The following is a 12,885-nucleotide window of genomic DNA, read 5'->3' on the forward strand; positions in this document are numbered from 1 at the left end:
CTACGCTGGGGACATGTCGACTCTTCGCGAAGCACGGCCGGCGGACGTCCCGGTCATCCTCCAGCTCATCCACGACCTGGCCCTCTACGAGCGTGAGCCGGACGCCGTGAAGAACACCGCGGAGTCCCTCGAGGCCGCCCTGTTCGGCGACTCCCCCGCGATCTACGCGCACGTCGTCGAGGCCGAGGGGCAGATCCAGGGATTCGCCCTGTGGTTCCTCAACTACTCCACCTGGGAGGGCGTTCACGGCATCTATCTCGAGGACCTGTACGTGCGCCCCGAGGCGCGCGGCGCCGGACACGGCAAGGCCCTGCTCACCAACCTGGCCAGGATCGCCGTCGAGCGCGGCTACGCCCGGGTCGAATGGTCGGTGCTCGACTGGAACGAGCCGTCCATCCGCTTCTACGAGCAGCTCGGCGCCCGACCGCAGTCCGGTTGGAGCACCTTCCGGCTCACGGGGAGCGCCCTCACCGACGCCGCCGCGCTGTGACCGCCGTGTCGCCCGCACCGGTGCCCCTTCCCCACGCCGACCTGCATGAAATCGGCCGGACCGTCGTCATGCGCGGACTGCGCGCCACCGGCCACACCTTCAACGTGCCCCTCGACCACCGGGACACGACCTCGGAGCGGATCGAGGTGTTCGCCCGCGAGTACTCGTCCCTCGAGCACGACGACGATGCCGTCGCCCGCCTGCCGTGGCTGCTGTTCCTGCAGGGCGGGCCCGGTGGCCGGGGCGTGCGGACCACGCAGCTCTCGGGCTGGATGAAGGCCGCCGCCCGTGACTTCCGTATCCTCATGCTGGACCAGCGCGGCACGGGGCGCTCCACCCCCGCCGACGCCGCCACACTCGCGGCGCTGCCGACGCCGCAGGCCCAGGCGGACTACCTGTCCCACTTCCGCGCGGACGCGATCGTGGCCGACGCCGAGCTGATCCGCGCGCGTCTCGGCAGCGCGCCCTGGACGGTGTTCGGGCAGAGCTACGGAGGCTTCTGCACACTCACCTACCTGTCGAACGCACCCGCGGGCATCGAGCGCGCCCTGATCACCGGTGGCCTCGCCCCCCTCGCGGGAGCGCCGGACGAGGTGTACCGGGCCACGTTCGCCCGGGTGGAGGAACGCAACCGCGAGTACTTCTCCTGGTACCCGGAGGACCGGGAGCTGGTCACGCGCATCGCCCGCCACCTCCGGGAGGTGGAGGAGCACCTGCCCGACGGGGAACGGCTCACGGTGCGGCGCTTCCAGATGGTCGGCTCGTTCCTGGGCGGGAACACCCGGGTCCACGCCCTCCACTACCTCCTCGAAGACGCGTTCACCACCACGCCCGACGGCCCCCGGCTGTCCGCGACGTTCCTCGAGCAGGTCCAGGGGATCGTCAGCAGGGCCTCGCAGCCGCTGTACGCGCTGATGCACGAGTCCATCTACTGCCAGGGCGGCGCGTCCTCGTGGGCCGCCCGGCGCGTGCTCGACGAGTACCCGCAGTTCCGCGACGACGCCGCTGAGATCCTGTTCACGGGCGAGATGGTGTACCCCTGGTACTTCGAGGAGGATCCCGCGCTGCGGCCGCTCCGTGCGGTCGCGGACGTGCTCGCGGCGAAGGAGGACTGGGGTCCGCTGTACGACGCGGACGTCCTGGCGACGAACGTCGTGCCGGCCGCCGCCGCCGTCTACCGTCACGACATCTACGTCGACCGGAATCTCTCCCTCACCACGGCCGCCGGCATCAGGAACCTCGCCGTGTGGGAGACGGACGAGTTCCACCACGACGGGATCGCGGATGACGGCGAGGCGATCTTCGAGCGGCTGCTCGGCATGACCCGCCCCTGACCCGGTGCCGCCGGCTCGACCGGACGACAGAGGGACCCCGCACACTGTGCGGGGTCCCTCTTCTGCTGTCGGTCCTGGCGTGCCGGCGGAGCCTAGTGGCGGGGGTTCTTGGTGCCGGCCTCGTCCGCGGCCTCGTCGAGCCCGTCGGTGACGGCGGGAGAGGACGCCTTGTGGTCGGCGCCGCCCGAGCGCACCGCTGACTTCTCGACGGCCTTCGACTTGATGAGGCTGGCGACGACCGCGATGACGATCGTCGCGACGATCACCGCGAGGGACAGGAACGTCGGGATCTCCGGAGCCCACTCGATGTGCTCGCCGCCGTTGATGAACGGCAGCTCGTTGACGTGCATCGCGTGGAGGATGAGCTTCACGCCGATGAAGGCGAGGATGACGGAGAGGGCGTGCTTCAGGTAGATGAGGCGCGTCATGAGGCCGCCGAGCAGGAAGTAGAGCTGGCGCAGGCCCATCAGGGCGAAGATGTTCGCGGTGAAGACGATGAACGCGCTCTGCGTGAGTCCGAAGATTGCGGGGATGGAGTCGACGGCAAAGAGGAGATCGGTGAGCCCGATCGTCACGAAGACGATGAGCATGGGAGTGAACACCTTCTTGCCGTCGACGACGGTCCGCACCTTGTTGCCGTCGTAGGACTCGGACATCGGCAGGACCGAGCGCAGCTTCGCGATCAGCTTGTTGTCGCCGGCGTCCTCCTCGTCCTCACCCGAGTCCTTGGCCTGCTTGTACGCCGTGTACAGGAGGAAGGCACCGAAGATGTAGAAGATCCAGCTGAAGTTCTCGATCACGGCGGCACCGAGCGCGATGAAGATGCCGCGCAGGATCAGCGCGATGATGATGCCCACCATCAGCACCTCCTGCTGGTACTTCCTCGGGACCGAGAAGCGCGCCATGATGATGATGAAGACGAACAGGTTGTCGATGCTCAGGCTGTACTCGGTGATCCAGCCGGCGATGAACTGGCCGCCGTACTCGGGCCCCGTGAACACGAACATCAGCGCTGCGAACGCGAGCGCGAGTCCCACGTAGAAGGCGACCCACAGGCCCGCCTCCTTCATGGACGGCTCGTGTGGCCGCTTGACGACGAGGAGCAGGTCGAAGAGCAGGATGATCCCGAGCACGACGAACGTGCCGATCTCGAACGCCAGGGGCAATGTGGGCATGAAGGGCCTTCCGCAGGGTGGAATGGATCGCCGTAAGTCTCTCCGCCGCGGCATGGTGCCGACCGACCGCTATGCCCGGCGGAGCAACAATGCCCTGCGTGCTGACGTCCATAGCGCTTGGGATACTCCCCTACGTCCGCCCAATGCTACCCGAGCCGCGGAGCACCCGTTGAAGTCACGTTCCCCGGATGCGGAGCGCGGACCTCCTTGACGTGGCGGCCGTCGTCCCTCCCGGAGGTTTCACCGGTCATGGAGGTCATGGCGCGACCCTCAGGCGTGGCCGGCCGACTGCATCTGCCGCAGCTCCTTCTTGAGGTCGCCGACCTCGTCGCGCAGCCGTCCGGCCAGCTCGAACTGCAGCTCGGCGGCCGCCGCGTGCATCTGGTCCGTCAGCTGCTGGATGAGGTCGGTCAGGTCCTCGGCCGGGACGGACGCCAGTCCCTCGTGGCGCCCGGCACCCTTCTTCGGCTTCCGGCCCTTCGCGGCTTCCTCCAGGAGTGCGCGCGTATCGGCGTCCTCCCGGTTGATGGTGTCCGTGATGTCGGCGATCCGCTTGCGCAGTGGAGTGGGATCGATACCGTGCTCGAGGTTGTGCGCCACCTGGATGGCACGGCGCCGGTTGGTCTCGTCGATCGCGCGTTCCATGGAGTCCGTGATGCGGTCCGCGTACATGTGCACCTCGCCCGAGACGTTGCGGGCCGCACGCCCGATGGTCTGGATCAGCGAGGTGGTGCTCCTGAGGAAGCCCTCCTTGTCGGCGTCCAGGATGCTCACGAGGGACACCTCCGGAAGGTCGAGGCCCTCACGGAGCAGGTTGATGCCCACCAGCACGTCGAACGTGCCCATGCGCAGTTCGCGCAGGAGTTCCACGCGCCGCAGCGTGTCCACGTCCGAGTGGAGGTACTCCACCTTGACCCCGTGCTCGAGGAGGTATCCGGTGAGGTCCTCGGCCATGCGCTTGGTGAGCGTGGTGACGAGGACGCGCTCGTTGACGGCGGTGCGCTTGCGGATCTCACCGAGGAGGTCGTCGATCTGCCCCTTGGTCGGCTTGACCACCACTTCGGGGTCGACGAGTCCGGTGGGCCTGATGATCTGCTGGACGAACCCGTCGGCCTTGCCCAGCTCGTACTTGCCCGGCGTCGCCGACAGGTAGACCGTCTGCCCGATGCGGTCCTGGAACTCGTCCCACTTCAGCGGCCGGTTGTCCATCGCTGACGGGAGCCGGAACCCGTGGTCCACGAGGGTCCGCTTCCGCGAGGAGTCGCCCTCGTACATGGCGCCGATCTGCGGGATGGTCACGTGCGATTCGTCGACGACGAGCAGGAAGTCGTCGGGGAAGTAGTCGAGCAGGCAGTGCGGTGCCGAGGCCGGATCGCGTCCGTCGATGTGCCGCGAGTAGTTCTCGATGCCGTTGCAGAACCCCATCTGTTGCATCATCTCGAGGTCGTAGGTGACGCGCATGCGCAGGCGCTGCGCCTCGACCAGCTTGTTCTGCGCCTCGAATTCCGCCAGGCGCTGCTGCAGCTCGTCCTCGATGTCCTTGATCGCGCGCGTCATCCGATCCTCGCCGGCGACGTAGTGGGAGGCGGGGAAGACGTACATCTCCTCCTCCTCGCGGATGACGTTCCCGGTGAGCGGGTCGAGCGTGTAGATGTTCTCCACCTCGTCGCCGAAGAACTCGATGCGCAGCGCGTGCTCCTCGTACATGGGGATGATCTCCACGGTGTCACCGCGGACGCGGAACGTCCCCCGGTGGAAGTCCATGTCGTTGCGCGTGTACTGCATCCCCACGAACTGGCGCAGCAGCGCGTCGCGGTTCATCTGGTCGCCCCGGCGCAGCGTGACCATCTTGTTGATGTACTCCTCGGGCGTCCCCAGCCCGTAGATGCAGGACACGGTGGCGACCACGATGACGTCGCGACGCGTGAGGAGCGCATTGGTGGCCGAGTGGCGCAGGCGCTCCACCTCCTCGTTGATGGAGGAGTCCTTCTCGATGAAGGTGTCCGTCTGCGGGACGTAGGCCTCGGGCTGGTAGTAGTCGTAGTACGAGACGAAGTACTCGACGGCGTTGTTGGGCAGCAGCTCCCGGAACTCGTTCGCGAGCTGCGCCGCGAGGGTCTTGTTCTGCACCATCACCAGGGTGGGGCGCTGCACCTGCTCGATGAGCCAGGCCGTGGTGGCGCTCTTGCCCGTACCGGTGGCACCGAGCAGGACGACGTCCTTCTCGCCCGCATTGATCCGCTCGGCCAGCTCCTTGATCGCGGTGGGCTGGTCGCCCGCGGGCGTGTACTCGCTGATGACCTCGAAAGGGGCCACGACACGCTTGATATCCTGCGCAAGACTCATGTCTTAACGGTAGACCCTGCCGCTGACACTCCTGCCCTGATCTGCTGGCGGCTGAACGCCGCGGGAACCGCCCCTGCCGGGCTCAGGACGGTGCCGGCGCGGACGCCACCGTCACCGTGACGTCGAGTGCGGGATCGGCCGCGCGATGCACGGCGGGAAGGCCGGCGTGCGCCTCCCCCCGACCCCTCCCGCTGTCCCGGTCACGGGGGTATCCTGCGGCTGCGAGGGCGCTCGTCACGGGCGCTGGATCCGTGTCCTCCTCGACCGTCACCCGCACGCTCGCGACGACGACGTCGTCCTCGTCCCGAGCGGCGCCCGGGGCGCCCCCCGACCCGACGGAGGCTCCGGGTGGGAGTGCCGCGGCGAGCCTGGCGCGGGTGCGCCGGGCGAGCCCGACCGTGCCCGGCAGTCCTGCCGCCGACGGGCTGGAGAGCAGGCCGCTGCCAGGTGCGCCAGCCACCAGGTTGTCGCGGAACGGGACGATGCGCCGGTCCCACAGGGCGTCGGCCGCCGCGAGGAGGTCCTCGAGGGCCCGGTCGTTGGGGAGTACGGCGTCGGCCTCCCGCAACCGGTCCGCCCGCGGAGCCTGCGCCGCGATGCGCCGTCCGGCCTCCCCGGGATCCATGCCGCGCTGCCGGACCATACGGTCGACGCGGACCTCGTCCGGCGCGTCGACGACGACGACGAGGTGGAAGCGGGCTGCCTGCCCGCTCTCCACCAGCAGGGGGATGTCCTCGACGACGATGGCGTCCTCGGGGGCGCCGTCGACGAGTGCCGCTGCCCGTTCCCGCACACGAGGATGGACGATGGCGTTGAGGCGCTCGCGCGCTGCCGTGTCCGCGAAGACCAGTCGTCCCAGGGCAGGCCGGTCCAGGGCACCGTCGACTCCCACGAGGTCCGCACCGAATGCCGCGACGATCTCGTGCAGCGCCGGCGAGCCGGGCTGGACCACCTCGCGTGCCAGGACGTCGGCATCGACGAGAACGGCGCCGAGTTCGGCGAAGCGGCGGGCCACTGCGGACTTCCCCGCGGCGATGCCCCCTGTCAGTCCTATGCGCAGCATGGGCCAACCCTAACGCGGGCTCGTCCGCCGGCTGTCAAGCGGCACCCCTCCCAGCGGCTGCCCGGAGGAACTGTCAGTGGCCCTGAATACCCTAAGGGGACTTATCGTTTTGAGGAGCACCGTGACCATCACATTGCAGGACCTTCGATCGACTGCCGCGTCGACATTCGGCTGGGACACCCTGCGTCCCGGCCAGGAGCTCGCCATGGAAGCGGTACTGGAGGGCCGCAGCACCCTCTGCGTCATGCCTACCGGTTCCGGCAAATCGGCGATCTACCAGGTGCCGGCGATGGCACTGCCCGGCGTCGCCGTGGTCATCTCACCGCTGATCGCGCTCCAGCACGACCAGGCCGAGTCGATCAACGAGAGCGCGGGCTCCCCGCGTGCCCATGTCATCAACTCCGGGATGAAGAAGAGCGAGCTCGCCGCGGCGTGGGAGGCGGCAGCGGGTGAGGACGAGTCCACCCGTGCGAAGTTCCTCTTCCTCGCACCCGAGCAGATCGCGCGCGACGACGTCGCCGCCCGCCTGCGGTCCCTCGACGTCTCGCTCGTGGTCGTCGACGAAGCTCACTGCGTCTCCTCCTGGGGCCACGACTTCCGGCCCGACTACCTGCAGCTGGGCCACCTCCTGAAGGACCTCGACGTGCCCGTGATCGCCCTGACAGCGACCGCCTCACACCCCGTGCAGAACGAGATCGTGGAACGGCTACGCCTGACGGACCCGACCGTCATCGTGGAGGGCTTCGACCGCCCGAACCTGTCCCTCGAGGTCGTCCATCACGTCGAGAGCGCCGACAAGGAACGAGCCGTCCGCGATCAGGTCCTCTCCCTGCAGGGTCCGGGACTGGTCTACGTCGCCACGAAGAAGGCAGCGAATGCCCTCGCCTCCGAACTGCAGGAGCGCGGACGCAGCGCCGACGTCTATCACGCCGGCAGGCTCAGGAACGAGCGCCAGGCGGTGCACGACGGTTTCCTCGACGGCACGATCGACGTCGTCATCGCGACCACGGCGTTCGGCATGGGCATCGACAAGCCGGACGTGCGCTTCGTGCTGCACGCGGACATCTCGGACTCCCTCGACAGCTACTACCAGGAGATCGGCCGGGGAGGACGTGACGGGCTCGTGTCGCAGGCAATCCTGCACTACCGGCCCGAGGACCTCTCCCTGCGCCGGTTCTTCGCCGCGAAGTCCGTCAACCGCACGCAGCTGAGGCAGCTGTTCGTGCTCCTCATGGTCGCGGGCAGGCCCGTCAAGACCAAGAAGCTCAGGGAGCTGTCCGGCCTCTCCCCGCGGAAGCTGACGGGGCTCCTCAACCTCCTCGAGGCCTCCGGCAGCGTGGGCGACAGCGTGAAGGGTTACCGGGCCAGGAAGATCTCCCCTGCCGATGCCGTGGAGCGGGCTGTCGAGCAGGCGGAGACCCGTGAACGCATCGACCAGTCGCGCGTGGAGATGGCCCGGCGCTACGCGGAGACGAGAGGCTGCCGGCGACAGTTCCTGCTCTCGTACTTCGGCGAGGAGCTGCCCGGGGCCTGCGGGAACTGCGACAACTGCAGCCGGGAGGAAGCGACCGCGTCCTTCGAGGACGCCGTCGCGGCAGGCACCCCTGACGCGGACCAGCCCTTCGACGTCGAGACCCTGGTCGAGCATCCGGAGTGGGGACGCGGAACGGTGATGGGCTACGAGGAAGGGATCATCACTGTGCTGTTCGACTCCGTGGGCTACAAGACGCTCTCCACCGAAGTGGTGGAGGCGAAGGAGCTGCTGGCGCCCGTGCCGGCCGTCGGCTGACGCGGACGGAACGGACGGCACGGACGGCACGGACGGCTGTCGCCGGGCAGGGTAGGACCAGCGCGGCATGGCCGGATTCGTCGGATTCCTCGAATCGCCGTGTGACGGCGGATCAAGGGGCGGGCCGGAGGTCGCGGATGTCACGGAACGGCACGGCCTCGATGCGGACGAGGCCATGCGGCGCATGCTGTCAGCGGCGTCCGGACCCGGACCGCGCGGCACCGGGGACGGACCCGTCACGCCCGGACGCCCGGAGGACACCGACGGCCACGACAGCGACGGCATCCGTCCCGACCCCGCGGCGACCTGAGCGCACGCGCGACGCCACCTAGGATGTGCAGATGAGCCCGTTCGACCTCGATCTCCTGCGCCGCCGTCCCGACGTCGAGGCCCGGGAGCTGGTGGCCGTCGATGCCGCCGACCGTCTGCTCCTCGACACGGCCGCCGATCGCCTGCGGTCCTCGGACGCGATCGCCACTGTCAACGACGCCTACGGAGCCCTCACGCTCGGAGCTGCCCACCTGTCCGGCCGGGACCACATCCGCGCCTTCCAGGACGGCATCGTGCACGAGCGGGCCCTCGCGCTGAATGCCGCCGACCAGGGACTGCAGGGGGCCTACCGGTCGTGCCGCCTCAATGCCGACCTCCTGACCGGCGCCACCACCGTCCTGATCCGGCTGCCGCGTTCCCTGGACGAGCTCGATGAGGTCGCGTGGACGATCGCCACCCATGCCCGCCCCGACGTCCAGGTGCTGGCAGCGGGGCGGATCAAGCACATGTCCCTGTCGATGAACGAGGTGTTGAGTCGCTACTTCACGGACGTCACAGCGACCCTGGCCCGGCAGAAGGCCCGCGTCCTCGTGGCGTCGGGACCACGTCCCCCCGCCGCGTCGGCCTTCCCGCGGAGCGCCCGGCACGATGTCGGCCTCGACCGGCCCCTGGAGTTGCGCGCCTACGGCGCGACCTTCGGCGGCGCAGCGCTCGATCCCGGGACCCGACTGCTGCTTCCCCACCTGCGAGGGCTGACCGACCCGCCGGCGGGCCCTGCCCGGCAGCCCCGGGTCATCGACCTGGGGTGCGGGAACGGAGCCATCGCCGCGTACCTCGCGCTCGCGGACCCCCGGCTGGCCGTCCACGCGACGGACCAGTCGGCGTCGGCGGTGGCCTCCACCATGGCGACCGCGACGGCCAACGGCGTCGCCGACCGGATCAAGGTCACCAGGGACGACGCCCTGGCGGCGGTACCCGACGCCTCGGCGGGCGTGATCGTCCTGAACCCTCCGTTCCACATCGGCAGCACCGTGCATGCAGGGATTGCCCACCGGCTCTTCGAGGACTGCGCCCGCGTCCTTGCACCAGGCGGCGAGCTGTGGACGGTGTGGAACAGCCATCTCCGCTACCGCCCGGTACTCGAACGGCTCGTCGGTCCCACGCGTCAGCTCGACCGTTCTCCGCGCTTCACGGTGACGGTCTCGTCGAGGCGGCGGTAGCGCCGCCGTCGCGCGCCCCGGCCGCCCTCCCTCGCCGGCTGCCCGGCGCCCCACCCGGTCAGAGGCCGCACACGCCAAGGACCCCCGCCGAATCGACGGGGGTCCTCCGTGTACCTGCTGGAGTGCTGGAGCCTACGCTCCGGTCAGCTTCTCGCGCAGTGCGGCGAGTGCCTCGTCGGAAGCGAGCGTGCCGGAACCGGAGTCCGTGGCGACGGGCTCGGACGAGTAGCTCGTGGCGTTCGACTCGACAGGCTCGTTCGCTGCAGCGGCGTCGTCGGACGCGTGCTGCACGACCTGCTTCTTGTGCGACTCCCAGCGTGACTGGGCCTCGGCGTACTGGGCCTCCCACGCGGCGCGCTGGGTCTCGTAGCCCTCGAGCCATTCGTTCGACTCGGGGTCGAAGCCCTCGGGGTACTTGTAGTTGCCCTCGTCGTCGTACTCGGCGGCCATGCCGTAGAGCGCGGGATCGAACTCGGTGCTGTCGGCGTCGACGCCCTCGTTGGCCTGCTTGAGGCTGAGGGAGATGCGGCGGCGCTCGAGGTCGATGTCGATGACCTTGACGAAGAGCTCGTCACCCACGGAGACGACCTGCTCGGCCAGTTCCACGTGGCGGACTGCGAGCTCCGAGATGTGCACGAGGCCCTCGATGCCGTCCTCGACGCGGACGAACGCACCGAAGGGAACGAGCTTCGTGACCTTGCCGGGGACGACCTGGCCCAGCGCGTGCGTGCGGGCGAAGGTCTGCCAGGGGTCTTCCTGCGTGGCCTTCAGCGAGAGGGAGACGCGCTCGCGGTCGAGATCGACCTCGAGGACCTCCACGGTGACTTCCTGGCCGACCTCGACAACCTCGGACGGGTGGTCGATGTGCTTCCAGGAGAGCTCGGAGACGTGCACGAGGCCGTCGACGCCGCCGAGGTCCACGAACGCACCGAAGTTGACGATCGAGGAGACGACGCCCGGACGGACCTGGCCCTTCTCGAGCTTGTTGAGGAACGTGGAACGCACCTCGGACTGGGTCTGCTCGAGCCATGCACGACGCGACAGAACGACGTTGTTGCGATTCTTGTCGAGCTCGATGATCTTCGCTTCGATCTGCTGGCCGATGTACGGAGCCAGGTCGCGGACGCGACGCATCTCGACGAGGGACGCGGGCAGGAAGCCGCGCAGGCCGATGTCCAGGATGAGGCCACCCTTGACGACCTCGATGACGGTGCCGGTGACGACGCCGTCCTCTTCCTTGACCTTCTCGATGTCGCCCCAGGCACGCTCGTACTGAGCACGCTTCTTGGAGAGGATCAGTCGGCCTTCTTTGTCTTCCTTGGTGAGGACCAGAGCCTCGACCTGATCGCCCACGGAGACGACGTCCCCGGGATCGACGTCGTGCTTGATGGAAAGCTCGCGGGAAGGAATGACACCCTCGGTCTTGTAACCGATGTCGAGCAGGACCTCGTCGCGGTCGACCTTGACGACGGTACCCTCGACGAGATCCCCGTCGTTGAAGTACTTGATGGTCGCGTCGATCGCTGCGAGGAAGTCCTCAGCGGTGCCGATGTCGTTGATGGCGACGACGGGGGCACCTTGCTTCTCGGTGGTGGTGATGGTCATGTAGTTGGGGCTCCGTTGTGGATGATGACTTGCTCCGGTCATGACGGACACCACGATTCCAGCTGGGCCGGGAGCGGTTCCGATGTCCGGATGTGGACGAATGGGAAAGAACCTCGAGAGGTTCAGGAGTGGTACGGCTCAGGGGTTGCCGGTTGCACCGGATACCACCAGAGCGCACCACGCGCCCGTTCAGTCTAGCCGCGGGGTCCAACACCGTCAAAGCAGAGCGGCACCTCCGCGGCGCAGGAGCCCGGGCCTAGAAGTGGGTGATGCAGTACGGCTCCTGTGCACGCCCGAAGAGCGCATCGAGCACGCCGACGGCGTCGTCGGCGTGGGCGGTCAGGCCTCCGGCCGCAGCGAGCGTGGACGCCTGCACTCCCCCGAGGTACAGGGATCCGAGCGCGTTGACGGTGAGCGTGGCGTCGGGTGCGGCCGTCGCGTCCACCCGGTCGATCTGTGCGGCGCCGTCGACGACGGTGAGGGCGTAACGTCCGCCGCTGATCCCGAGGTCGTCCAGGACCTCCAGCACGATCCTGCCGCTGCCCCGGTACGAGCGCTTCCCGAGGGCCGCCGGCACGTCGAGCAGTCGGACCCAGAGGACGTCGTCGGTGCCCTTGACCTCGTAGCAGCGCCGGTCGCGGAGCGCCCAGGGCAGGGCGTCGTCACGTCGTGCCCCGTCCCACGTGATGCGCTCCACGAGATCGAGGGATCCGAGGTAGCGCCAGAGCTCGAGGTATGCGGACGGTGTGGCGGCGACGAGGTCCACGATCTTCATCGTGTACGGCGTGGTCTCCCAGCCGGCGAACCGGTAGCTGACGTAGCCTGCCGGCTCTCCGGCGGCGTCGTAGTGCACCGCCAGGCGGACGGCGCGGTCGACCACCGGGCGCTCACGGCCCCATTCGCCCGATGCGCGGCGGGGATAGGCGTACTGCCGGCCCACGGAGCCGAAGGTCGACGCCTGGAAGCGCTCGAAGATCGTCTCGGCGAGGGCCACGGCGTGGTCGCGTGCCACGAGCGTCGTCGTCCCCGCCTGCGGAGCAGTGACCTCGAAGCGCTCCCGCACGTCGACCTCGATGCTCTGCGTGAAGGTCGCGCACCCGAACCCGAAGCGGCCGTAGATGGTGGCCTCCGACGCGGTCAGGATGGCCAGCGGACGTCCGCACTGCGCCGCCTCGCGCAGATCCCGCACCATCGTCGCGCGGAGGATGCCCCGACGCCGGTGGCTGGTGCGGACGGTGACCGCGGTGATCTGGTGGGCGTCGATCTGCGCTGCACCGACGTTGAGCGGGTGGACCATGGTGCCGTAGGTGGCTACGGGGTGGTCGGCGCCGAGGGCCTCGGCGGGCTGGGCGCTGTCATGGACGCCCCACAGCACGCGCTCGTCCGCCCGGTAGGCCGCCAGGTAGCGCGGGAGGTCCTCGGGGTCGAACGTGCCCTCATGGAAGCCGATCCCCTCGGCGTCGAGCCATTTCGCGAAGCGGCCCTCGGTCGAGGCGTCCTCGTCGGCGCCCGGGGTGAAGGTCTCGGTACTCAGTTCGGTTGTGTAGTGGCTCACGTCTCACCACCCTAGCGGCGGTGCCCCTGCCCGGCCAG

Annotated in this window: 10 protein-coding genes; 5 read left to right on the plus strand and 5 right to left on the minus strand. The window is 68.8% G+C overall.

The window, feature by feature from the left end:
• The first annotated feature begins 13 nt into the window (after positions 1-13).
• Both CI785_RS03435 and CI785_RS03440 read left to right on the plus strand, forming a co-directional pair.
• Positions 14-490: a GNAT family N-acetyltransferase gene (locus CI785_RS03435; protein ID WP_105030703.1), complete on the plus strand. Its 477-nt coding sequence runs from the start codon at positions 14-16 to the stop codon at positions 488-490.
• 68 nt (positions 491-558) lie between these two features.
• Positions 559-1,824 (plus strand): alpha/beta fold hydrolase, encoded by a 1,266-nt coding sequence (locus tag CI785_RS03440; protein WP_105030796.1) that lies wholly within the window; start codon positions 559-561, stop codon positions 1,822-1,824.
• A gap of 92 nt (positions 1,825-1,916) precedes the next feature.
• Here the strand turns inward: CI785_RS03440 and CI785_RS03445 are convergent, their stop codons facing one another.
• The 3 genes from CI785_RS03445 to coaE all read right to left on the minus strand — a co-directional run bounded on the left by CI785_RS03445 (position 1,917) and on the right by coaE (position 6,408).
• Positions 1,917-2,999: a TerC family protein gene (locus tag CI785_RS03445; RefSeq protein WP_105030704.1), complete on the minus strand. Its 1,083-nt coding sequence runs from the start codon at positions 2,997-2,999 to the stop codon at positions 1,917-1,919.
• Positions 3,000-3,269: 270 nt separating this feature from the next.
• On the minus strand, positions 3,270-5,345 hold the full coding sequence (gene uvrB, locus CI785_RS03450; protein WP_105030705.1) for an excinuclease ABC subunit UvrB: 2,076 nt from the start codon (positions 5,343-5,345) through the stop codon (positions 3,270-3,272).
• An 82-nt stretch (positions 5,346-5,427) separates the two neighbouring features.
• Positions 5,428-6,408: a dephospho-CoA kinase gene (gene coaE, locus CI785_RS03455; RefSeq protein ID WP_105030706.1), complete on the minus strand. Its 981-nt coding sequence runs from the start codon at positions 6,406-6,408 to the stop codon at positions 5,428-5,430.
• Positions 6,409-6,529: 121 nt separating this feature from the next.
• Here coaE and CI785_RS03460 point away from each other — a divergent pair, with 121 nt between their 5' ends.
• The 3 genes from CI785_RS03460 (at position 6,530) to CI785_RS03470 (ending at position 9,687) form a co-directional block, all read left to right on the plus strand.
• Positions 6,530-8,197: a RecQ family ATP-dependent DNA helicase gene (locus CI785_RS03460; RefSeq protein ID WP_105030707.1), complete on the plus strand. Its 1,668-nt coding sequence runs from the start codon at positions 6,530-6,532 to the stop codon at positions 8,195-8,197.
• 67 nt (positions 8,198-8,264) lie between these two features.
• Entirely contained in the window at positions 8,265-8,507 is a 243-nt protein-coding gene (locus CI785_RS03465) for a hypothetical protein (RefSeq protein WP_105030708.1), read from the plus strand.
• A 31-nt stretch (positions 8,508-8,538) separates the two neighbouring features.
• Complete coding sequence (locus CI785_RS03470; RefSeq protein ID WP_105030709.1) at positions 8,539-9,687, plus strand: class I SAM-dependent methyltransferase; 1,149 nt, start codon at positions 8,539-8,541, stop codon at positions 9,685-9,687.
• A 132-nt stretch (positions 9,688-9,819) separates the two neighbouring features.
• Here CI785_RS03470 and rpsA read toward each other — a convergent pair whose 3' ends face one another.
• Both rpsA and CI785_RS03480 read right to left on the minus strand, forming a co-directional pair.
• Positions 9,820-11,292 carry a 30S ribosomal protein S1 gene (gene rpsA / locus CI785_RS03475; protein ID WP_105030710.1) on the minus strand — a complete coding sequence of 491 codons (1,473 nt, stop codon included), beginning with the start codon at positions 11,290-11,292 and terminating at the stop codon, positions 9,820-9,822.
• A gap of 256 nt (positions 11,293-11,548) precedes the next feature.
• The gene (locus CI785_RS03480) at positions 11,549-12,847 is read right to left on the minus strand and encodes a GNAT family N-acetyltransferase (RefSeq protein ID WP_105030711.1); all 1,299 of its coding nucleotides are present in this window, start codon (positions 12,845-12,847) and stop codon (positions 11,549-11,551) included.
• Between the last annotated feature and the right edge of the window lie 38 nt (positions 12,848-12,885).

This window comes from Arthrobacter ruber (genome assembly GCF_002954225.1).
In the GTDB taxonomy this organism is placed as follows: Bacteria; Actinomycetota; Actinomycetes; order Actinomycetales; family Micrococcaceae; genus Arthrobacter_D; species Arthrobacter_D ruber.

Excerpts from the sequence above, each read along its gene's own strand:
- uvrB (WP_105030705.1), bottom strand. The coding sequence starts at position 5,345 with ATGAGTCTTGCGCAGGATATCAAGCGTGTCGTGGCCCCTTTCGAGGTC.
- CI785_RS03440 (WP_105030796.1), top strand. The coding sequence starts at position 559 with ATGCGCGGACTGCGCGCCACCGGCCACACCTTCAACGTGCCCCTCGAC.
- CI785_RS03470 (WP_105030709.1), top strand. The coding sequence starts at position 8,539 with ATGAGCCCGTTCGACCTCGATCTCCTGCGCCGCCGTCCCGACGTCGAG.
- coaE (WP_105030706.1), bottom strand. The coding sequence starts at position 6,408 with ATGCTGCGCATAGGACTGACAGGGGGCATCGCCGCGGGGAAGTCCGCA.
- CI785_RS03465 (WP_105030708.1), top strand. The coding sequence starts at position 8,265 with ATGGCCGGATTCGTCGGATTCCTCGAATCGCCGTGTGACGGCGGATCA.
- rpsA (WP_105030710.1), bottom strand. The coding sequence starts at position 11,292 with ATGACCATCACCACCACCGAGAAGCAAGGTGCCCCCGTCGTCGCCATC.
- CI785_RS03445 (WP_105030704.1), bottom strand. The coding sequence starts at position 2,999 with ATGCCCACATTGCCCCTGGCGTTCGAGATCGGCACGTTCGTCGTGCTC.
- CI785_RS03435 (WP_105030703.1), top strand. The coding sequence starts at position 14 with ATGTCGACTCTTCGCGAAGCACGGCCGGCGGACGTCCCGGTCATCCTC.